Source organism: Pseudoalteromonas sp. A22 (assembly GCF_018141345.1).
Lineage (GTDB): Bacteria > Pseudomonadota > Gammaproteobacteria > Enterobacterales > Alteromonadaceae > Pseudoalteromonas > Pseudoalteromonas maricaloris.
The window spans coordinates 328098-351875 of record NZ_CP047237.1 but is presented as its reverse complement, the minus strand read 5'-3'; the positions used below and the strand labels follow the sequence as shown (position 1 = coordinate 351875).

Sequence of the window (23778 nt, the reverse complement as noted above, 5' to 3'; positions counted from 1 at the left end):
GTGATGAGATCCTACCTTTTTTTACTTTTATTTTATTTTCTCCATATTTCTGCTTCTTATGCATTGAATTCTGGTGAGTGGCCAAGGGTTTTAAATGTTAAATATGGTAATAGCTCTATTTCTTTAGATTACCACTCTGAGTTCAAAGAAGCTCCCGTTTACCATCACCCAAACTTAAATAATTTTGGATTGCTTATTGGTGCGCGTATTTTAATAAAGCACAGTATTGATTTAGATAAAATAAAAGAAACTTCTCCACTGCCTCACTTTAAGGTTTATAACTTTTTGGGTGAAGCTTGGAGCGTAGTATTTACAGATGGTGTAAATCACACATTTGAGCTGTTGGAAAGTTTAGCTCATGTAGAAGGAATAATAGACTTTGAGCCAGACTTTTTGCAAGTTCGACTAGAACGAAAAAATAATGAGACTCCTGATATATGGAAAATTTACACTCATACACCAGTTCGAGAATCACTTTCAGTTAAGCGTTGGTTTGACAGAGCAGGAGAGGGGACTGTCGTTGCAATAATAGATAAGGCATTTACATTAGAAGACCCATTTCTGAGACGTACCCCTATTAAACTCCATTATAGTGTTGATGAGTTAAAGGCTCGATCCGATAATCCCCAGCAGCTAAAAAATCTAAAACAAGATGGCTTTCATGGTAATTCAGGTAGTGCTTTAATTTGGTCAACACATGAGCAATATCAAGGTTTAGCGCCTAAAGCGGATGCAGTATTAATCGCTAGAGAGTATAACTGGACATCCGATATTATCTTATCGTTTTTTTTGGCAAAAATGTCTGGGGCGGATGTGATCTCTTGCCCTTGGACATTAATGTTTGTACCGGCCTCACTACAGCAGGTTTTGACTGATCTAGCACAAGACGGTCGGCAAGGAAGAGGGACATTGGTGATTGTAGCAGCTGGTAACACACCTATGCAGTTAGATGGCGGTTTTATGTTAGCAAATCAAAGTCAAGTGATCGCCATTAATGCGATGCATGGCGAAAATTATGGGCCAGTAAAAGGGGAAAATATACTTATAGCATTGCCTGTTCCTTATACGGTTTATAATGAAAATCAGGCGGACTACAGCGCATTTTATACAGGGACATCTGCTGCTAGTGTTGCATTCACAGGAGTCTCCGCAGCGATTTTAAGTGCGTATCCTGAGTTAACAAGAGAGCAATTTATTAACTTTGTTAAGCGTAATAATAGTAAAAACCTAAATGTAAACGAGCTAATTAAGGTGATTATGGAGAGTCAAAAAAGTCGAATATTAAATGGATTCTAGCTTGATCTGACTTATTGATTACACCATGCATTATCTTGTTGTTTACTTCATATGCTATTTTTGGTGATAAATGGAAGCCTTTATCTTCCTCAATAAAAAGAACCTCTTTGTTTGTTATTATAGGGATATGAATTTTATGGGGGATATCAGCTGAAACATGTTGATCAATATGTAAATCTATATGGCTGTGTGGTAGTAGCTTTGCTAGCATAATTCGAGCAGTCCTGCCATTGTGATAATTGTAAACTTTAGTTACATGATCAATTAATGGTTGTATAGTCATTTTCCAGTTTTCCCACTGATGGGTGTAATATGACTCTAGGTGGTTGTCTAGACTTTTTGGGAATTGGAATATAATGTGCTCAGTGCTATGAAAACATTGAAAGTTGTTAGGTTTAGCGCTATTTGTGCTATCCCAAGTTGCACTACTAAGTTGTACTTGTTTATAAAGTGGTTCAAAGATAGTGTCTGGAATAGTTGTTAATTGACGTATTTTTCCATCGAAATAACACATGGGCATCCTGAATAAATAGTTAAAGTATCATAATTGAGAGAGAATGTGTTTTGAAAACTAATTTAGTATGCTCTTTCCCCAAATGCGGTAGAACCTGGGTCAGGTTCATACTTGCTAATTATATTAATCAGTATGTAAAAGTACATAAGTCAATAGATTTTTTTAGCGTGTTCACCTTGTGCCCCAATTATAACTTAGATCCCGAGAGAGGGCTCCCTGCATATGCTTTATCACAGCAAGACCCTTTCGTTACTTTTAGTCATGCAGTATCTCATAGCAAAGAAGCTGATAAGTTGCTTATTATCAAGCGCTGTCCATTAGATACTTTGGCTTCATATTACTTCCAGTCGTCTAGCCGTCACGGTAGAGATTTACCACCACTATCAGAGTTCACTGTAAACCAAAGTATTTTCACACTTATTGAGTTTTATAATGAACTTGCAGCAGCACTCATCAATAACGACCCTAAACAGCTTAAGACGATAAGCTATGAAGGTCTACATAGAAATACAATGGAAGTGATGATCTCAGTGATTGAGTTTTTTGAACTTTCACTGGAAGTTGATAAGTTGACGCAAGCGATAGCCCACTCTGCGTTTGATTCACTGAGGCGCTTAGAAATAGAAAAAGGATTTCCCAACCGACAAATTGTCATTGACCCTACTAATCCAAATTCCTTGCGAGCAAGGGAAGGTAAGGTTAATGGGCACACTCAACATTTTTCGAAACAACAAATTGATAAGATAAAAAATATACTAGAAAGTCGCCTAACATTGCCAGCAAAAATATTGTTAAGCGAATACTTTTAAGGGGAAGATTATGAATTTTAGCGAACTCGTATTACCAAAAGGGCTACATGTAAGAATGTCGAAGCCAAGCGATAGTGGGTTTTTACAAAGAGTGCATAATGAAAAACGTGACGATTTGCGTATGGTAGAGGGGGAGCCGGACTTCATAGAGTCCTTAATCGAATTACAGTTCAGAGCAATGAACCAAGGGTACGGCGAGCAATTTCCGAATGCAATGTATTTTATCATTGAAAAGCAGAATGAACCGATTGGTCGGGCGGTAGTCGATTTTTCTGAGAATCAAGTGCATTTAGTAGACTTAGCCATTATTAAAAAGGCTAGAGGAAATGGGGTTGGGGAGGCAGTATTACGCTCATTTATGCACATAGCAGGTAAAATCGGTGCTTCAATGAGTCTGTGTGTGCTTTCCCATAATTTCACAGCAAAACGTTTATACTTAAGGCTGGGCTTCAGAGTGACGAGCATAGAAGGCCCGTCGGAAGTCATGATTTGGTATCCACAGGCGGCATCTAAAATTTACGTTTGATTGGATAATTATATTAAAGGGCCATACCCGAAGTAGGTAAATAGTGGAGCATAAGGAGTGAACGCTTCGATAGCAAAAGCTAGCTGTGCTTCACTCAGGTTTTCCATTTGCTGATTGTTAAAGTTGACTAATGGAGATGTCCGACCCTTGACGTTATGTATTTTTGAGAAATCCACAGAGTCAAGAGTTGGCTCAAACTCCGCCAACTGCTTCGAAATTATTGTGGGGTTATCACAAATAGCTTCATAGTGAATAAGCAAATATGGAGCAGCGCAAGACTCTATATTTTGTTTTTGTTGCATAAAACACCAAATAATGTGGTCAACAGCGAGTTGCTCAATATTGTAAAGGTCAGCTCGACCACGAATTATCGACTCAAAGGTTGCGATCGGGTTTCGAACTAAAAAAATGAACTTGGCGTTATCAAATTCTTCCATAAGCATATTCATGCGAGCGATATTGCATGGTGACTTTTCGATAAACAAGTTAGCGCTATTTTGTGTCTGTTTAACACAATTACTCCACCCTTTTCTGATAGCTGGCCAGTTGTAACTTCGAGGATCAGTTAGGCGATTTAGTGTATTGAATTGGCTCCACACGTACATGCTAGCATCATGAGCAGGGTTTGGTCCGATAAACTCAGGCAGATATTGGCCCTCGGTTGGTAGGCTAAGTACATTTTTTCCTGCTGCTAATGTGTTAGACAATAGGGTTGAGCCTGAATTATTTGGACTTAAAATAAATAAGTGTGTAGTTGCCTGAGCAATGCGTTTTATCGGCCGAGCGTCAAAGATAAGGTGAATACGATCTTCTTGTGAACTATTTGAAACTCCATGTAAAGCAAGATTATTAAGCTCATAAATAATGCCTGCTTTAAGGGAATACGTATTATCTTCTATGTAAAAGTCGACAAGGGAATTGGTTTTAAGTGGTACATGTACGCGGTGGTACTTGGCAAACATTGGATCTGAATCATAATGCTTTGAAATGCTGTTTCCCGCAGGTAAGCGCGCAAACATTATTTTCGATATATCCAACTTATGATAGCCATAGTACTGAGCAAATCTCGCAAAAATCGGTGCGAGTAGTGGCTGAAATACTTTAAGTAATGGCTCATTTACCTCTGTATAAGAGCCTGACTTAAAGAGTAAAACAATGCTATTTGTTTGCTTATGTACCTCATACGAAGTTTGTCGATAAGTGTTTTCTTGCCAATTAGACTCTGCCAAAGCATCGATCGCTGAACAAAGATTGCTGATATCTACATGCCCTATTGTGAGCAAGGGTTTTGTTAATCGCACATTGGCTCCTTAGACACTTACCAAAACTTAACTTTTGATTCTTTAATGAGTTAAATACATTACCACCACAAAAATATGTTGCGAAAAGGAAGAAATCAGTAGCGGTAACTGTAACTATATTATACATTTTCATCTATCTTATTGATAAATATTAATGATCTAGATATGACGGCAGAGACTAAACTATCATTTGGCATCGAATATTGCGAACGTTTTCCTGCCTTATTACACGCAATGCGTTCTACTATTCTCGTATCAAGTCATAACTTAGATGGATTGCTGATTATCAGTTCGAACGATGGTTGTGAAATTCAGTTACAAGTGGTGAGAATGCCACGAGTGCTGGGCGTTGCTGTTAATGCTTCACAAACTAAAATGGCTTTTGCAGCCTATGCACAATTATTGCGATATGACAGAGTAATAAAGCCACATGAACACCCAGTTTTGCAGTCTTTAGAGACTAAGCATGACTCATTTTATTATCCAGTACAAACACATGTCACGGGCTTTTTAGATACTCATGATGTTGCATTTGGAGGTTCCAATGATGGCGAATCCATATACCTAGTTAATACGCGTTTCAACTGTATCGCAACAATAGAAACTGGCAAACAGTTTAAGTCTGTTTGGCGACCCCCTTTTATTAGTGAATTAGTTGCGCAAGACCACTGCCACTTAAACGGTATGGCGATGAAAGGTGGCAAGCCTGAGTTTGTTTCATATTTTAGCGATTTAGATAGTCAGCTTAGTTGGCAGGGTGAAAGCAGTTTTACTGGGGGAATTATGCGTATTAGTGATGAGAAGGTAATTGCAAACGAGCTCAGTTTGCCACATAGCCCAAAATGGCATAATGATTCGTTGTATTTTTGTGAGTCAGGTACCGGAAGCGTTTGGTGTTGGGATGTACGCGGGCTCAAAAAAGTGATTGAAGTAAACGGATTTACAAGAGGACTTACTTTGACTGGTAAGCTCGGTTTTGTTGGTCTCTCGAAAATACGCGGTGCACGAGACGGTAGTAAGCGTTTTAGTGATATGCCGTTACTGTCGATCACTGATGAGCTATCAAGCGGTATTGTGGCTTTTGATCTTAGAAGTGGAGAAGAAATCGCCACACTAAACTTTTCTGGAGTATTAGATCAAATTTACGATGTTACGATAATAAAAGGCGAACGGTTCCCTAAAATATTTGAGATGGATGAGAATGAAGTAAGTGAGATAATCGTCTATAGTTAAGTCAAAATTCAGTGCAACTCGTAAGGTTGCACCTTCTTCTTAATTTCGATACAAAATAAGAAATTCAGTGTAATTGCATGTAATTGAATAATTATATTGATCGGATTACAATTTTTAGTTGGTTATTTGAAAATATTTGGCATTTAGAAGCAAAACTGGAATGACGGCTTTGCTTTTCTTTCTGCGTGTTAGTTTATTTTTCAGTACTGCATTAATGCAGGGAGTTTTAGGGAACCAGTATGAATCGTTCGAGTTTTAATTTTTCGCAGATCACAACCGCGACTAGCCAAGTTTTACATTCTGATGATAAAAAAACTTGGAGAGAGAACAATCAACGCATCCTTCATTTAAATGGTTGTAAGGTACTTACATTTGCTTTAATGGGGTTTTCCGCGGGTTATAGTGTGACTAGCTCAGCGCAAACGTCTAGTTATCAACATCCTGAAAAAGCTTCCAGTGCGCAGATAGGTGAGCCTTTAGAGCCTTCGGTTGAGTTTGATCTCGATGATTTTTTGGCGGGCTCAAAAGCTAGAAACCGTCATAGCCCTGTATTAAAACAAGTGATGAAAGAGCTTGAGCTGTTTTCAAATAATCATAAGTCTTTTATCGGGGATAACGATACTAAAGGAAAAATCAATACCGCGGCTGACGGTGTATGTTATAGCGGTTTTTGCTATGGTGGTCCAAATGATAGACAAGCCTGCTCAACTGATGAAGACTGTGCTTCAACACCTCTGACGCCTGAGGTAAACGTAACAGGCAATAGCCAGACTATAGACGACGGAGATACGACACCCTCAACAGCAGATCATACCGATTTCGGCACACATACCTCAGATGATGCTAACTTAGCCCGAACCTTCACTATTAGTAATTCAGGAGCTGGGAATCTGACGCTGAGCGGCTCACCTTTGGTCTCGATTTCTGGTTCTTCTGATTTTAGTGTGACTACTCAACCCTCCAGCAGTATTTCACCAAGTGGTAGTACAACGTTTGTAGTAACATTAGATCCGTCGAGTGTCGGTGAACAGATAGCAACAGTCTCTTTTAATAATAACGATTCAGACGAAAACCCCTATAGCTTTCAAGTCAAGGCGACAGTCGAGGCAACAAACGCTGCTCCAGTTGTTGATTTAGATTCAACGAGTGGTAGTGACGATAGCAGTGCATCATTTTCTGAAGGTGGTGGTGCGGTTAGCATAGCTCCAAATGCGAGTGTAACTGAGCCTGATGGCGACACAATCACCACCATAACAGTAAGTCTTACCAACGATCAAGACGGTGCATCTGAAGGCCTGAATGTTAGTGCATCCGCTCAAGATGCATTGACGGGAATTTCGAGTTCTTCTGATATTTCGCTACAAGATACAATTTCTATCACTGGCGCAACGGCAACCGCAGCAGAAGTACAAACCTTCTTACAGGCAGTCACTTACAACAATACCTCCAGTAGTCCCAATGAAACCGCAAGAACTGTCACTGTTGTTATAAATGATGGTACAGTTAATAGTGCTTCTCGCACAGCGACTATTTCCGTGAGTAATGTCACTGCAGCAAGCAGTACCGCAGCCAGTTTTAATACAACAAACGGCGCAAACTTATCTCCAGCAATTACCTTTACGAGTGACGATGAAACACTGACTATTGCTGATACTAGCCATATTGCTGGTTCAACTGCTGATGGGGACGCGGGAACTGATACCTTATCTGTAGTAACTGGCTCTAATCTAGCTAACTTTACGTTACTAGCTAATTTCGAAACATTAACTCCTGATAATGACGGTGCTTTAACGCTTACCGAAACACAGCATGACGCATTTACTACCATTAATGGCCCAGGTACAAACCAATTTACAATATCTAGTGCGGATGGAGATCAAACCCTAACCGGTGATAGCGATATCGAAACCTATGTGTTAGGCGCTGCAATGAACTTTACCATGGGAGCGGCGGCACAAAACGTGACGGGTAGCAGCGGGGATGACACGGTTAATGTGACCGGGTTTACGCCGTCAGGTACGCTCGTAGCTGGCGCAGGCACAGATACTCTACAAGCAGATAATGGTGCAAATATCAGTGGTGCTACACTCAGTGGTTTCGAATCACTGACCTTAAGCGATAATGCATCGGTCACTATGACGGAAGCGCAGCATGACAGCTTCTCAACAATCACAGCAGCGGCAACAGAAACCATCACTATCAGTGATGTGAGTGATGGTTTAACGGGTAACAGTGCAATTGAAACTTACATACTTTCAGCGGCTAACACCTTTACGCTTGGCGCTGCTGGGCAAAGCGTAACAGGCAGTAGTGGTGATGACACCGTAAATGTCGGTACATTCACAGCTACTGGTACGCTAGCTGGAGGCAGTGGTACCGATACGCTTTCAATCAGTAATGGCGGAAGTATCGCAGGCGCGTCAGTAAGCGGTTTTGAAAACCTTTCTGTAGCAACTGGTGGCTCTGCAACAGTTTCAGTATCTCAGTTATCATCGTTTACTGGTACGGTTTCAGGCGATGGCACTAATTCTCTAACTGTCTCTGGTGATGGCGATATTACAACGGTTTCTGCGCTTGAAAATTATACTTTATCTGATGATTCAACCAATTCAAGAACCGTGACCGTGAGCAGTGCAGGTCATTCTGTTACCGGTACCTCAACTTCAGATGCAATCACCTTCGATTTAGGTTCGCTTACCTATACTGGAACAATTACGGGCGAAAATACCACTGCCGATACTTTGTCTTTAAGTTCTGGTGCTGATATTACGGCAGCAAGTATAAACGCGGTCAGTAATTTAACGATAGCCTCCGGCGCGTCTGTTTCCATGACAGTAGCTCAACATGAAAGTTTTACTGGTAATATTTCAGCAGCTGGATCAGAAACTATCAATATTTCTGGTGATGGGGATATCACCACTTTCTCTTCAGTTGAAGTTTATAGTGTTGGTGACGATTCTAGCAATACTAGGACTATTACCATCAGTAACGGTACCACTGATGTTTCAGCAACGTCGAACGATGATGCAATTACCTTCAATATCGGTGGTAGCACCTATACTGGCGATTTAACTGGCGACACGAACGTAGCAGATCTTGTTTTAGCGTCAGATGGTGCGGATGTAACTGGAGGTAGATTCTTCAATATAGGAAACCTCAGTCTATCTAGTGGTGCAACTGTTGCGATTGATACGGCCAATCTGAGTGATTTTGCAACAGCGATTTCAGGGGCGGCGGGTAGTGAGACATTAAAACTCATGGATGGTGGGGAATTTGACTTCTCGACCACCTCGGTTTCAGCTATTGAAGGCATTTCAATTGGCACCAATAGCGCAGCAACGATCACCCTTACTGATAACTTTAATGCCGACGGTCAAACGGTGTCGGTTACAAATGCCAGCGGCAGTGCAATCACGTCTGACCTAGTCATAGACGCTTCTGCCTTTTCTAGTGATGTGCTAGAAATAACAGCAACAGATTTGGATGGGTCTGATACTATCACAGGTGGTAGTGGCGCAGACACTATACGTCCTGGCGGCGGTACAGATACCATGACAGGTAACGATGGTAATGATAATTTTGTCGGTGCTCAAAGTGACTTAAATGGTGACACAATAGCCGATCTTAGCATCGGAGATAAGATAACAATTACAGGCGTAACAGGATTATCAACCAGCAATATTCGCTTTAATGGTACTAGTACGCTGGAGGTGGACACCAACGCTACTACTTTTGTTAACCCAGAAATAAGTATTTCGCTCTCGAATGCCGCAGGGAACGATCTTGCGTTTACGGTCGCTGACTCTGGCAGTGATACAGTGATCACCTTTGAAGCTGCGAATGATGAGCCTATCTTTAGTAATTTAAATGGTGGTAATACCTTTACTGAAAATGGCACTTCGATTGCGATAGACAGCGATGTAACCATTGCAGATACTGAGCTTGACGCACTGAGTGGCGGAAATGGTAACTATGATGGTGCGTCGCTAACAATCTCACGTTCAGGTGGTGCTAATAGTGAAGATGTATTTAGTAACACTGGGCTACTAGGTACGCTGACTCAGGGGGGCACGTTAAGTTACGATAGCACTGAGATAGGTACAGTCACCACTAACTCTGCAGGCACACTCGTACTCACTTTCAACAGCAGTGCTACTTCCGCGCTAGTGGATAATGTGCTGCAATCAATTGGTTACGGTAACAGCTCTGAGGATCCAAGCTCATCTGTAACACTTAACTATACCTTTAATGATGGTACGGCAGACAGTACTGGTACAAATCAGGCCGCAGTTACTATTACTCCTGTAAATGATGCCCCTACCGATATTGCATTGACAGCAACAAGCATAGACCAATCGAATACCGGAACTGCTGCGGACGTGGCGACAGCCAGCACCACAGATGTGGAAAGTGGCGACAGTCATACCTATAGCTTGGTTACGGCTGGCAGTAGCGATGGTGGTACATGTAGCGCAAATTCGGGTAACGGCAGTTTCCAATTTTCAGGAGATACGTTACAAACGCAAGCATCAACATCTCCAGGTGACTATGTTATTTGTATTCAAACGAGTGATGGAACCGCAAGTTACCAAGAGTCATTCACGATAACAGTCAACGATGACGTGGCCCCAAATGCGCCATCGACACCAGACTTGGATGCAGCTTCAGACTCCGGGGCTTCAAGCTCAGACAACATTACCAATGACACCACACCAACCTTCAGTGGTACTGCTGAGAGCGGGGCGACGGTTAAATTATATAGTGATCAGGTAGGCGGAGGTACCACGGTCATTGGTACTGGCACAGCAACTGGTGGTAATTGGCAAATTACAACGGATCCGTTGACTGCTGGGTTATCACATTCGATTTTTGCGACCGCCACGGATGCGAGCACGAACGTAAGTAGTAGCTCTAGTTCTTTAAGCGTAACGATCGATAATACAGCCCCTACCGCACCAAGCACGCCAGATCTGACCGCTGGTAGTGATACCGGCTCCTCAAATGCAGATAACATTACTAATGATACAACGCCCACATTCACAGGAAGTGCATCTACGGGCGACACAGTGACACTAATTTCTGATCTTGATGGCGTTGTTGGTTCAGCCACAGCTGCGGGAGGTGCATGGACTATTACTCCTAGTTCGGCGATGACCAGTGGTACGCACGCAATCACAGCGCGCTCAACGGATACCGCCGGTAATATTACCAATAGCAATAGCTTATCAATGGTCATTGATACGAGTGTTTCAGTGCCTAGTATTACGACTCCAATTGAGGGAGATGGTCAAATTAATGCCGCTGAAGACAATGATGTCTTGATTGCTGGCTCTGGTGCCGATGCTAACGTGACTGTTAGCGTGAGTATTACTGACGGTTCAGCAACGCTGAATCAAAATGTAACTTCCGATGGTAGCGGAAACTGGACTATCAGTGGCAGTGAGTTCAATGTTAGTGGATTTAGTAATGGCGAATTAACTGTATCGGCGACGCAAACAGATTCAGCAGGAAATATCTCTGGTGCAGCAAGTACGACTGTTACACTCGATAATACAGCACCTTCTGCACCGACAATTACGACACCAATTGAAGGTGATGGCCGAGTCAATGCGGCGGAAGATAATGATGTGTTGATTGTAGGAACGGGCGCTGAGGCGGGTAATAGTGTAACTGTTACTATTCATGACGGTGCAAATAGTTTTAGTCGAACGGTCACTGCGAACAGCTCAGGGGATTGGACTATAAGTGGCTCGGAATTTGATGTCAGTACGTTTAACAATGGCACATTGACGGTCTCAGCTACTCAAAGTGACGCAGCAGGTAATACCTCAAGTGCAGCAAGCACCACGATCACATTGGATAACTCAGCACCGTCAGCGCCTGCGATCACAACGCCTATAGAAGGCGATGGTTTAATAAATGCATCAGAAGATGATGATGTTTTGATAGTAGGAACGGGAGCGGAAGCTGGAAATAGTGTAGTTGTCACTATCAATGACGGTGCAAATAGTTTGGATCGTACTGTCACTGCTGATAGTTCCGGCGAATGGACAATAAGTGGCTCAGAATTTGATGTTAGCACGTTTAACAATGGCACATTGACGGTAACAGCATCGCAAAGTGATGCTGCTGGCAATACCTCAAGCGCAGCGAGCACGACAGTCACGCTAGATAACTCAGCACCAAGTGGGATTTCAGCTGCGATTGACCAAGATTTGATCAATGCAGGTAATGAAACTGCATTTAGCTTCACATTAACGGGTTTGGAATCAGCGGGTAGTTTTACCTATGAAATCTCAGACGGTAGCAGTTCTGTAACGAGCTCAAGTGCAATATCTATAACGGGTACCACCCACCAAGAGACCGGAATTAATGTCACTTCATTAAACGAAGGAACGTTGACGTTATCTGTTACTGTAACTGATAACGCTGGGAATGAATCGAGTGCAGTAACTGACACCGTCACTAAAAAGTATAATGTTGCCCCTGTGCTCACAGGCACACCGGCAACGAGCGTCAATGAAGACAGTGAATACGATTTTACGCCGACCTTGACTGATTCTGACACAGCCGATACCCATACCTTTAGTATTACGAATAAACCAAGTTGGGCAACATTTGATACGCAAACGGGTAAACTTTCAGGTACTCCGGATGACTCTCATGTTGGCACGACTTCTAATATTGAAATTTCGGTGAGCGACGGAACGGATAGCGATACACTCACAGCATTTAATATTGAAGTAGTTAATACCAATGATGCGCCAACGGGGCAAAGCACTAGCTTCACTATAGATGAAGGCGCAACATTAACGCGGGACTTCAACAATGGCTTACTGTCGCTTGCGAGTGACGATGATCTTGATTCCAACGACAGTCTAACGATAGTGAAAGACACAGATCCGCAATACGGTACGTTAACCCTCAACACCGACGGTAGCTTTAGCTATGTTCATGGGGGGAGTGAGAATCATACCGATAGCTTTACCTATCATGTTGAAGACAGCGCTAATGCCAGCTCGCCGGTGTACACCGTAACAATCAATATGAATGCAATTGAAGATGCACCAACGGCTGTGAACGATACGCTGACTACGCTTGAAGATGCTTCTAACTCGGTGAATGTGCTGACCAATGATAGTGACCCTGAAAACAATATGGTTGCTTCATCGGTTACGATTAAAACTCAGCCGACTAAGGGGCAGTTAAGCGTTAATAATGGAGTAGTAACCTTTACACCTACTGCCAATGCCAATGGTTCGGATTCATTTACCTATACGGTTAAAGATTCGACTCAGGCTGAATCAAACGAGGCAACGGTTAGTATTACTATAACGCCGGTAAATGACCTACCAGTCGCGGCTAACTTTACACCGAATATCGATGAAGACACGCCAACTTCAGCATTAGCGATTAGAGCAAGTGCAACGGATGTCGAAGATACCAACCCAACTGGTACTATTGCGCTTGAGTCGCAGCCAAGTAAAGGCCAAGCGGCAATAGACTTGAATAATGGCACCATTACTTATACGCCAAATGCTAATGAGACGGGGAGTGATAGCTTTACTTACTCGATTCTTGACAGTGAAGGTGGTAAGTCAAATATTGCCACGATTTCCGTTAATATTGGTGCTGTAAACGACCGACCTGTGGCAGGAAATGACACGGTAACAACAAACGAAGATACTGCAACAACATTGGCAATTCTTGCAAATGACTCTGATGTTGAAGATCAAGGTTTTGATGGTTCGGATGTGGCGCTTGAAGATAAAGGCGATGGTGCAGGAAACTACGACCTTGCTACTGTTACGGTTGGTTCGGATGGGGTGCTCGCGATCACACCGAAACAAGACCAAAATGGTACATTGACTTTCACTTACACCATCGAAGATAGTGAAGGGCTGCGCTCTGATCCTGCAACAGTTACAGTCAATATCACAGCCGTTAATGATGCGCCAGTTGCTGTTAACAACACCGCTCAATTACTTGAGGATGGCAACATTGAAATCAACGTATTGGGTAATGACACGGACGTAGATAGTCAGCTCAATGCCGCAAGTGTTGCAATTGTTAGTCAGCCTCAAGGCGGTTCACTGCAAATACTAACGACAGGTAATATTGTTTATACGCCGAATGCTAATTTCTTCGGAAATGACAGCTTTACTTATACGGTACAAGATGCCGAAGGTTTAGTGTCGAATGCAGCAACAGTCAATATTACAGTGACATCAGTAAATGATGCGCCGTTTATTTCTGGAGTTCCAGCGACGTCTGTCAATGAAGATGTTGCATACAGCTTTACACCGACGGCATTAGATACAGATGGTGATAGTTTAACATTCAGTGTGGCGAACCTGCCAGGTTGGGCGAATTTCAACGATTTAACAGGCGCGATTACTGGCACGCCAAGTGAAGGGCAAGACGGTACTTATAGCGGCATTGTGATTACGGTGTCGGATGGTCAAGCTGACGCATCCTTGCCTGCGTTTAGCATAGTGGTGAATGCTGTGAATGACGCACCAGTTATCTCAGGTACGCCATCAACAACTGTGAAACAAGACGAAGCATACAGCTTTACGCCAACAGCATCCGATGTGGACTCTCAAGCATTGACGTTCTCTGTAACCAATTTACCAGCTTGGGCAAGCTTCGATACGGCCTCAGGTAATTTGGCGGGGACACCGACTAGAGATGATGTGGGCACTTACAGTAATATCATCGTGAGTGTTAGTGATGGAGCATTACAAGCAAGCTTACCGGCATTTGAAATCAATGTTGAGCCGGTTAATGCTGCGCCGGTAGCAAACAACATGCAAAGAACGGTGCTTGAAGATGGTACTACGAGCTTCTCGGCAGAGGTTAGTGATGCCGACGGTGATGCATTAACAATGGAATTAGTGTCGCAGCCACAAAATGGTGTAGTTCAAATTCAAGGTACTGTGTTTAGCTATACACCATTACCGAACTTTAATGGTTCTGATGTATTTACTTACACAGTGTCAGACGGTGAGTTTAAGTCAAATACGGCTTCAGTCGCGATGACAGTAACTTCCGTAAATGATGCACCTATTGCCGTTGATGACAGCTTCACCTTCGATGCTGTGGCTTCCAATCAGTATGTGCTTCCTGTCTTAAATAATGATACTGACCCAGATGGCGGAACGCTCAGAATTATCGGCGCTAAAGCCTCAATTGGTTCTGCGTTCATAGCCAATAACACCTTGACTTACCAAGCTGTGCAAAACTCACAAGTACCAATAGTCGTTACTTATTTGATTGAAGATGATAGTAAAGCGAGGGCAAAGGCAAATGCTAGTATCACGATTAATGGTACGGGCACGGGCAATGCGCCATCAATTACTGCTCCGAGTGACTTAACCGTGAACGCAACAGGTTTATTCACCAAAGTGGATCTTGGTACTGCGGTCGCATCAGATAGCTCAGGGAATCCGCTACCGGTATCTTTAGTCAAAGGAATTCCTATCTTTGCGCCTGGTAAACACATTGTTTATTGGCAGGCAACGGATAATCAAGGACAACAAGCCACTGCGAGCCAGAATCTTAACGTCAACCCTCTGGTGTCACTGCAAAAAGATAGTAGAGTTGCAGAAGATCGCAGTCACTCGATTAAGGTGTATCTAAATGGCCCTGCACCAAGTTACCCTGTAACCGTACCTTATACCGTTTCGGGTTCAGCGGATAGCAGTGATCATGACTTACAGTCGGGTGAAGTGGTAATAAGCTCAGGCACTAGTGCTACCATCAGCTTTAATATATTTGCTGATGGTATAAGTGAAGATAACGAAACCATTGTGATCTCCCTCGGTGACTCAGTAAACAGAGGGGCTAAATCTACTTCAACAGTAACCATTGTTGAGCAAAATGTGGCGCCAAGTTTATCGGCAGTTGTGCAGCAAAATGGTGAAGAGCGTAGCTTAATTACCGCTTCTAATGAAGTGGTTACCATAGAGGCTATAGTTGCTGATCCTAACCCGAATGATCTTGTGAGTGTCAGCTGGCAGCCGGATGCGGCGCTAGTCAATACATCCAATGATCCATTTATCTTTGAGTTTAACCCTGCCAATGTCGCTGCGGGTATTTATAAAGTAAGGGTTACGGCTGAAGATAATGCGACGCCAAGTCTGTCAACATCTCGCAATGTCTTTGTAGAAATTGTTGATTCTCTAGCACCGTTGACCGGAGAGGATAGTGACGGTGATTTAATTCCGGATGATCAAGAAGGCTATGCCGATGAGGACGAAGACGGTATTCCTGATTTCATGGATGCGATCACTGATTGTAATGTGGTGCAAGAACAAGCGTTAGAATCTAGCCAGTTCTTGGTTGAAGGTGACCCAGGTGTATGTTTACGTAAAGGCGCTACTGTGCCACAAAATAATACGGGTGGTCTACAGTTGTTGGAGTCAGAGCTGCCTGCAGATCCCAATGCCAATAATGCAGGTGGTTTGTTCGACTTTATTGCGACGGGGTTACCACAACCCGGTGATGTATATAGTATCGTTTTACCACAACGCAAACCTATCCCACTTAATGCGGTTTATCGCAAATTAATTGGCGGTGAGTGGCAAGACTTTGTGATTGGAGAAGGTAACGAGTTACTCTCAACTCAAGGTGAGCCAGGTTTCTGTCCTCCTCCAGGAAGCAACGAATGGACCGCAGGCCTTAGCGATGGTGATTGGTGTGTGCAACTACGTATTGTTGATGGGGGTCCAAATGATGATGATGGTATTGCCAATGGCAGTATTGTCGACCCAGGTGGCATTGCAGTACCAATCTCAAATAACGCACAACCTGTCGCTAATGCTGATAGTGTGACAATTGTCTCTGGTCAAACAATTATAATTGATGTGCTCGAAAACGATACGGATGGTGACAATGATACACTTTCCATAACGGGTGCGAGTGTCGATTTCGGTGTTGTTAGTATCGAAAACAATCAATTGCACTATACGCCACCAGCGGCATTTATAGGCAATGCGACTATTCAGTATAGTGTGACCGATGGACAGGGTGGGTCGAGTAATAGTACGGCGACTGTTTCCATTATTGCTAATCAACCACCGCAAGTTGCGAACGATACGGCAACCTCAAATGGTGCGCAAATCATTATCGATGTACTTGCAAATGATAGCGACCCTGAAGGCGGAGTGTTAAGCATTGTTTCAGCAACGGCAAGCCAAGGTGCTGTGGCCATTAATATTGACGGCACGCTGAGTTACACACCAAAAGCAGGGTTTGAAGGTGTTGATACAATTAACTATGTTGTTAAAGATGAATTTGGCGCTATGGCTGAGGGCCAGGTAAGCGTTACGGTATCAGTCAAACAAGTTACCTCTGTAACTAACAAGTCCTCAGGGACTATGGGAGGCATGTTGTTGTTATTAATTAGTGCGCTGGTACTGCGCCGTAAAAAATCACTTTTGCCTGCTTTTGCATTGGTCAGCACGAGTTGTCTAATAAGCACACAAGCACAGGCGAGTAATTGGCAGTTGGAGGCAACACTCGGACAATCTACAGCAGATAGTGAGATTAACGCTTCAGACTTAAACATCGTCAATTTAGATGAAGACAGCAGTAGTTGGTCAATAGGGGCGTTTTATGAATTAGTCCCTAATTGGCAAGTAGGACTTCGCTATATTGACCTTGGTCAAGGAAGTGTGGAGTTTACCGGCTTGAGTGCGGATCCTGAGCAAAGCCAAATGGCTCTGGCGCGAGTTGCCCCGGTATTGCCTGAAGGTCCTGCATTACAATTTAATTACTCAACATCATTTGCAGATAAATTTGTTGGTAAAATGTTCTTGGGTGCGTTTAATTGGGATTACAAGATCAATAGCGTTCGGGATGGTCGATTTTCCACTCGTTACGAAGACAGCGGTACTAGCGGTTACATAGGCGGTGGTGTTCATTATCAACTCAGTGAAGCTTTGACATTAGGAGTTGATTTTAGCCACTACTTTATTTCTGCAAATGATGTAAACGACTTAGCACTGAATTTGAGCTATCGGTTTTAAGTTTAACTACAAGTTTTAGCATTGCAAAGGCCTCAACTACATGTTGAGGCCTTTTTATATTGGACGCCACCCAGTGCCAGTGTGTTTCATGATGGAGACATTTTGATGCGAGGCAAGCTTCTTCAATAACTTATTGGAAATCTTCATCTGCTTTTAATCGGAAAGTACAATTGGAAAGTACATATGAGGGATGGGATAAACATTAAAGAAAAAGCTCTCTTGCGAGAGCTTTGGGCTATGTTTACTCTTAATTAGTTTTTTAAAATAACTTTTAGAAGAGGGGGAAAGTTATTGAAATTAACTAGTTAAGAGTAATTTGGAACTTTTCAGATTGTTTTTCCTGAATGGCATTTATTCGACTGCCGGATTTAAATTTGGTATCGATAGCGCCTTTTCGGGTACGGAACAATGTTACAGTCGTGTCGCATGGCTTTGTTTTATCCAGTGTGTCATCATCAAAGCCTGTTAATTCACTCAATAAAATTTTATATTGCCCACCAGACTCTAGTATTTCAGATTCGAAGCTTATAAGGCTTGAGTCGCCAGTCGTCTTTGTACAAAACGATTTAAATTCGAGAAAAAGCTTGGTATTGATGTCGCTTTCCTCTCTCCACTCGACCAAAATGTCATCATTACGGTTAAATTGCTCAGAAACTGGAGCGTAAAGTTTTATTGGTGCAGGAAGTTTCACTCTAGAGGTTAATTTTTCATTCTCTTTATCACGAATGAACTCAAGTGTTAGCTCAGAATTTTTTGCAGTTGCTGTAAAGTAACCTTGATAATCGACATCGAATAGGTCGTGATCTTTTACCAATATCTTCCTTTCATTACCGAGTGTTGCTCTAACACTATCACCATCAGAAAGAATGACGTTCGCACCAGAACTACTGTTTAAATTGAACTCAGTAACAACTCGGGAGCCTTCATCATTTGAAGTAACACGAATATCCGCCCAGATTCCTTCTGTTTTTACGACATCTGATTGTGTTGATTCAGTTGAACAACCAATTAGTGATGCTAAAGCAATGCAGCTCGATAAAACGCTGGCTCGTTTCACGAATATTTCCTTTTCTTCAATATGTGCAAAAAGAGTGTAGCGCTATTTTAATGTTTCTAGAATAGGGTTTAACAATTTATAACAATTTGTGGTGATGCAAAGTAGAAAGGGAACCTCCATGTTCCTAGATAAAAACGCTGTCATATTATTGCGTAAATATGAAGAAACAATGGAGGTATCTGATTTAACTGGCGGTGTTTATTGAATATCAGATAGCTTGAGGATATTTGACATCACTTCTTTACCTTCCACATCTTTTAAGCCGATTGTGATTGTGGGATCTGATTGAGACCAATCAATGTCGATGAATCCATAGTTCACATCATGAGTAAACCCAGATACTCGATGTTGATTTGGGCTGACTTGTTTCCACTCTTCTGTAAGCCCCGAGCTGGTGACTTCCCAAAAAGGGTAGCCTTGATGTACTACCTTCGAAATTTCACCCCAGTGTGTATCACCGCTAATCATGATAACGCCACCAAGTTTTTCGCGCGTGATGAAGTTCAGAAGGCGTGCTCTATCAGTAGGGTAGTTGGCCCAAGCTTCCCAGCCCGTAAACTCGGGTAATAATTGCAAACTAGAGGCGATAATTCGAATGGCGGCAGGTTTTTTTAACTCAGACTCAAGCCATTGCCACTGTTGCTCACCCAGCATACTCGCATCTAGAACCGGGCTATATGGTCCCCTATTTTTTGGCTTACGTTTGTTGTCGTACTCTGATTTTGATACTGACGTTAACGCCGGACGGTTCCATCTCAAGTCGGGCATAATGACACGAATGAGCTGATTTCCTTGGCCGTATTCATACGAGGTATAAATTCCGGAGTCTCTAGTGCGTCGCAAAGAGTTTGCAGGCTCATGCCAAAAGTCTAACATGATCTTTCGTGAGGCTTCTTTTTGAGAATATTCCAAACCTGCGTCATTTTCACCGTAGTCATGGTCGTCCCAAATGGCGATAACTTGAGATTGTTGCCGTAATTCCTGTATACCCGCGTTTGCGTCAAGCTTTTCATATTTCTTCTTAAGCACATCCATATCCGTGGTGTCACCATAGATGTTGTCTCCAAGAAAGATAAATAGTTCAGGGTTCTCTTTATTAATTGCCGCTAATATAGGCATAGGTTTATCTTGATGAGAGCATGAACCAAAGCGAATTGTTGACAAAGGGGCTTGCTCATAGGCATACACATTCATTGCAACAAACGCCATTAAAGGAAATAGTATTAGGTAAGTGAAACGCTTGCGCTCAGCGAGTTTAGGTCGTTTTAGTTTGATCATTGCGCTATGCCTTCAAGCGGCGGTGCTATCTTGGGGTTAAAGGTAGAAGGGTTTAGTCCGAGTAATTGAAGTGCAGTCGCGGTAACTTGCGACAAGGTTTGCTCTTGCTTTGGGATCACTAATCCTTTGGCTTTTATCTTGGGTCCGATTGCTGCAAACCAAACTTGCTCAGAACCTACAATCCCCTCAGGCTGCTTCTCAAGCATGCTGGGGTAGTTCTTTTTAATCGCTGCTTTTGATGAGTGGTGTCTCCAATCCTCACGAGCCATACCTCGACCGTGATCGGTGGTAATAAGTAGGTAGGTGTTGTTTTTGTATTGGGGGATTGTTTGTAAGGTTTGCCATAAGTCGGCCAATATTTTATCAGCGCGGTGAATACCTTTGATGTACTCGTCGTAGTTTCCACCGTGCGCATAATCGTCAGGCTCGCCAAGTGCTAGCATCATCACTCTTGGTTTTTGGGTTTGAAGATAGGCTTTTGCATATTGATACGTAAAGGCATCTAAGCGCACAGAGGACCAAGGGCTTGGAACTTGCTCTTGTAATTCATTTAAAAATTGCAGCTTGGGATTAGTTGTGTGTTTTGCAATTTCAAATCCAGCATTTATGTGCAATTTGCTCCTTTCACGATTAAAAATCGCAGGGAACACGTCCCAGCTACCAAACACGGCAAGATTTGGCTCGAAACTAGGTTGAGATTGCAGCCATTCTAGAAACGATATATTTGGGTTCGGGTTTTTGTCATTAGAGTCAATATTGGGATCGGCAATACCAGTAATTACTTCGTTGTAACCCGGGTATGAAAAATACCATGGATTGGAAACTCGCATTGTTGAGTTTTGTTTTCTATCGCCGAGAATGACGCCGTTTTCGACCACGTATTGCCATAAGAATGGCATTAGCTTTTCACGGCTCTGTTGAGCGTTGTGCCCTTGAAAAAGTGCATTTAGCGCTTTTGGATCGCTTGTTGATTCTTTATCGGTAACTAACTGATTATCCAATCCGTAGAACACTTCTTGCCATCGAACACCATCTATTGTGACCAGAATAAGGTTCGGATCACTTTGCTTTGCTTGAGTAAATACACTAAAAGTGAGTATGAATAACCACATTGCACGCTTCATTTTATCTCCCAATCCACATTAGGGCGTATCGGTGTAAAAAGGGCACCGAAGTGCCCTTATTTACTTGGTTTTATTATTAAAAAGTGAGCTTAAAGTTCACAGCCGCGGTGCGTGGAGCACCTATCCATGCAGATTGACCAGCAATACCACCCAAATAACTTTCATCGGTTAGGTTATTGATAGTTAACCTTAGCTCCATATTTTCAACACCAGATAGCGGTGAATCAATCGCAACACCGGCATAAAAATCTGAAGTCATATAGCTATCGACTCTTTGAGTATTCTTCGCATCCATGTAACGTTCGCCCACCCATTTCGTTGAAAGACCCGCGAAATATGGCCCCTCAGCCCAATCAATAGAAATAACGGCTAAGTCTTCTGCAGAGCCAAATACTGTGTTACCCGCCGGGAAGTCATTCAAACCACCCGTGTAGGTGGAGTCGTTATATGTATATGATGCATAAATACCCCAGCTGTTGGTTACATACCAAGTTGCAGAAGCTTCAAAACCATTCGACTCGATACCGCCAACATTCACATATGAACCATTAGTGCCAATCAGATAATCAATACCATCTGGTGAATCTGGAGCAATAAAACTAATTCGGTTATCAAACGTTACATCATAATAGGTCAGGCTGGCATTAAATTCGGTAGATGAATACCTAAAACCTAAATCAATGTTTTCAGCAGTTTCGGGCTCGATTTGCTCTAGTGCAGAGGCTTCGCGTTCTAATACGTTGTCTTTTATAGCTGCAAAGTTTTCGGCATAGCCTGCAAATAATTCTAGACCTTCGATTGGCATGGGGGCGACGATCCCAGCGCTTAGTAATGTGTCAGAGTCTGAGTCTAGCGCCACTTTTTGACCGCTAAACTTGTCGACACCTTCTAACTCGACCAAGAATTTTTTGGCGCCAACACGCAGTCGAGCTAGGCCAAAGTCTAATTCATCCTCAATGTAGAGCATGGTTGTATCGACATTAAACTCACGGCTATATTGGATCCAATATGGCGTATGATCAAAATTAGCAGAGACTCGAGCATCAATACGCTTGTGCCAATCTCGCCATTCTTCACGTTGGTAGTCTTCATACCAAAACCCTGCGCGAATGGTGTTATCCATATCGGCAATTTTGCCGTAGAAAGTAAAATCAGCATTGATCCCGAGACGGTCTTTACCGTAGTGCGTATGTCGATAAGAGCCTACCGGAATCGCGCCTGCACTATAACATGCCGGATCATACTCTTCGTCAGCACCACCGTATGGGAAAGTCAGGCTTGAGGTACATTTTGCATTTGGTTTTAGTGCTTTACCTTCGCTATCAACGAAGTAAATGCGTCCGATAGGACTACCGCCAGTATAAGGCGCAGTACCTGTTACTTCTGAATGAGGCTGATTTAATCCGTCGTTGTTGATATCAACTAAATAGGGAGGAACCCAATCACCACGACCTTCATTGGTGTGATAGTAGACATTACTCGTTAGTGCCCAATTAGTTTGTTCATAGGTTGCTTCTATGTAGCCGAAAATGTTTTCGCGGTGCGTACGCCAGCCATTGCGGTATACTTGGTCTATGTGTGGAATGCCGGTGATAGTATCTGTTAGTCTATCCCATGCTGGATCTGCTTCAAATTGTTCTTGGCTTACACGTTGGTAGTTTGCCTCAACCACATCGTCATAAGATGCATAAGCTTTTACCGTTAGCGGGCCTTTTTGGTGTTTTATTTTAGCGGCTAAATGGTCGCGTTCATTATTCGCGACTTGTTGGATCCAGTCTGAATTACTTGAGCTAGAAACGCTGATCCAAGCATAGGTATTCTCAATTATTTCACCGGTTTCATAACGAGCGAAGTACTTCTGCGCTTCAAAGTCACCACTGGTGATAGATAGTGTTAAGCCTTGTTTTTCAGTGGGATCGATGGTTGTGAAGTTAAGTGTACCACCCAATGCCTCATTGGAGCGTGAGGCAATATCAGCGGTACCTTGAGATACTTGCACTGCACCCAAGTTTTCAGTATCAATGTAGCGGTTTGCTTTCGCACCACCACCATAGTTTGAATTACCATTGGCAATGCCATCAACCGTAATACCGATTTGCTGCTCGTCTAAACTCAGCTGAAAGCCACGAATAGAAACGGTGGTTGACCAGTCGTCAGAACCAAATGTATCCCCTTCGTTGATGAGTACACCAGGTAAATTATCGATAACAGCCAAAGCCGATGTCATAGCAGACTGTTGTTTGCTCATTTCATCACTTGTTGCGTTATTTGCAAAGGAAACACTTTGTCCAACAACCGTAACTTCTTCAATGACTTTATCGTCTTTAGTCTTGTCATCGTTAGCGTAGGCGTTAATTGCTAGGGTGGATAATAGTGCGGTAGTGATCAGGTTTAGCTTGCGTTGCGTTTTCATAATTGTTCCAAATTCTAGGTTAATTGTGATCGCTGAAAGAGTCGGCGCAAGTATGGGGAGGTTTTATGACAATTCAGGCCATTTTTATTGAACGTTCAATTAATAAAAGTTTAAAGAATTAAGACAAGAAGGTCGCACCTACAAATTCAAAGGAAATCGGTTAAAATTAGTAGATGCTTTTAGAGACTGAATAAA

Annotated in this window: 11 protein-coding genes; 5 read left to right on the top strand and 6 right to left on the bottom strand. The window is 42.7% G+C overall.

The genetic code is table 11. The features are described 5' to 3' along the window. Positions 1-3 precede the first annotated feature (3 nt). A complete protein-coding gene (locus GSF04_RS01430) occupies positions 4-1296 on the top strand; it encodes a S8/S53 family peptidase (RefSeq protein ID WP_211857248.1) in 1293 nt (430 codons plus the stop codon). Here GSF04_RS01430 and GSF04_RS01425 read toward each other — a convergent pair. Next, the gene (locus tag GSF04_RS01425) at positions 1256-1810 is read right to left on the bottom strand and encodes an aspartyl/asparaginyl beta-hydroxylase domain-containing protein (protein WP_211857247.1); all 555 of its coding nucleotides are present in this window, start codon (positions 1808-1810) and stop codon (positions 1256-1258) included. The genes GSF04_RS01430 and GSF04_RS01425 overlap by 41 nt on opposite strands. A 50-nt stretch (positions 1811-1860) precedes the next feature. On the opposite strand from GSF04_RS01425, the gene GSF04_RS01420 reads away from it, so the two are divergent. Both GSF04_RS01420 and GSF04_RS01415 read left to right on the top strand, forming a co-directional pair. Beyond that, positions 1861-2619: a sulfotransferase domain-containing protein gene (locus GSF04_RS01420; protein WP_211857246.1), complete on the top strand. Its 759-nt coding sequence runs from the start codon at positions 1861-1863 to the stop codon at positions 2617-2619. Between the two features lie 10 nt (positions 2620-2629). Then, on the top strand, positions 2630-3145 hold the full coding sequence (locus GSF04_RS01415; protein WP_211857245.1) for a GNAT family N-acetyltransferase: 516 nt from the start codon (positions 2630-2632) through the stop codon (positions 3143-3145). Between the two features lie 8 nt (positions 3146-3153). On the opposite strand, the gene GSF04_RS01410 is transcribed toward GSF04_RS01415, so the two are convergent. Beyond that, a complete protein-coding gene (locus tag GSF04_RS01410) occupies positions 3154-4446 on the bottom strand; it encodes a sulfotransferase (RefSeq protein WP_211857244.1) in 1293 nt (430 codons plus the stop codon). Positions 4447-4611: 165 nt separating this feature from the next. Between GSF04_RS01410 and GSF04_RS01405 the strand changes: the two genes are divergently transcribed. Together GSF04_RS01405 and GSF04_RS01400 are read left to right on the top strand one after the other, a co-directional pair. Further along, complete coding sequence (locus GSF04_RS01405; protein WP_211857242.1) at positions 4612-5679, top strand: TIGR03032 family protein; 1068 nt, start codon at positions 4612-4614, stop codon at positions 5677-5679. 239 nt (positions 5680-5918) lie between these two features. Next, on the top strand, positions 5919-17711 hold the full coding sequence (locus tag GSF04_RS01400) for an Ig-like domain-containing protein (RefSeq protein ID WP_211857240.1): 11793 nt from the start codon (positions 5919-5921) through the stop codon (positions 17709-17711). 301 nt (positions 17712-18012) lie between these two features. Here the strand turns inward: GSF04_RS01400 and GSF04_RS01395 are convergent, their stop codons facing one another. The 4 genes from GSF04_RS01395 to GSF04_RS01380 all read right to left on the bottom strand — a co-directional run bounded on the left by GSF04_RS01395 (position 18013) and on the right by GSF04_RS01380 (position 23583). Continuing rightward, entirely contained in the window at positions 18013-18768 is a 756-nt protein-coding gene (locus GSF04_RS01395; protein ID WP_211857238.1) for a hypothetical protein, read from the bottom strand. Between the two features lie 198 nt (positions 18769-18966). Then, positions 18967-20046, bottom strand: a complete 1080-nt coding sequence (locus GSF04_RS01390) for an alkaline phosphatase D family protein (RefSeq protein WP_211857236.1) — start codon at positions 20044-20046, stop codon at positions 18967-18969. Beyond that, a complete protein-coding gene (locus tag GSF04_RS01385; protein WP_211857234.1) occupies positions 20043-21170 on the bottom strand; it encodes an alkaline phosphatase family protein in 1128 nt (375 codons plus the stop codon). Before GSF04_RS01385 ends, GSF04_RS01390 begins: the two co-directional genes overlap by 4 nt. 76 nt (positions 21171-21246) lie before the next feature. After that, positions 21247-23583 carry a TonB-dependent receptor gene (locus tag GSF04_RS01380; protein WP_211857232.1) on the bottom strand — a complete coding sequence of 779 codons (2337 nt, stop codon included), beginning with the start codon at positions 23581-23583 and terminating at the stop codon, positions 21247-21249. Positions 23584-23778 lie beyond the last annotated feature (195 nt).

Excerpts from the sequence above, each read along its gene's own strand:
- GSF04_RS01390 (WP_211857236.1), bottom strand. The coding sequence starts at position 20,046 with ATGATCAAACTAAAACGACCTAAACTCGCTGAGCGCAAGCGTTTCACT.
- GSF04_RS01425 (WP_211857247.1), bottom strand. The coding sequence starts at position 1,810 with ATGTGTTATTTCGATGGAAAAATACGTCAATTAACAACTATTCCAGAC.
- GSF04_RS01400 (WP_211857240.1), top strand. The coding sequence starts at position 5,919 with ATGAATCGTTCGAGTTTTAATTTTTCGCAGATCACAACCGCGACTAGC.
- GSF04_RS01385 (WP_211857234.1), bottom strand. The coding sequence starts at position 21,170 with ATGAAGCGTGCAATGTGGTTATTCATACTCACTTTTAGTGTATTTACT.
- GSF04_RS01415 (WP_211857245.1), top strand. The coding sequence starts at position 2,630 with ATGAATTTTAGCGAACTCGTATTACCAAAAGGGCTACATGTAAGAATG.
- GSF04_RS01430 (WP_211857248.1), top strand. The coding sequence starts at position 4 with ATGAGATCCTACCTTTTTTTACTTTTATTTTATTTTCTCCATATTTCT.
- GSF04_RS01380 (WP_211857232.1), bottom strand. The coding sequence starts at position 23,583 with ATGAAAACGCAACGCAAGCTAAACCTGATCACTACCGCACTATTATCC.
- GSF04_RS01405 (WP_211857242.1), top strand. The coding sequence starts at position 4,612 with ATGACGGCAGAGACTAAACTATCATTTGGCATCGAATATTGCGAACGT.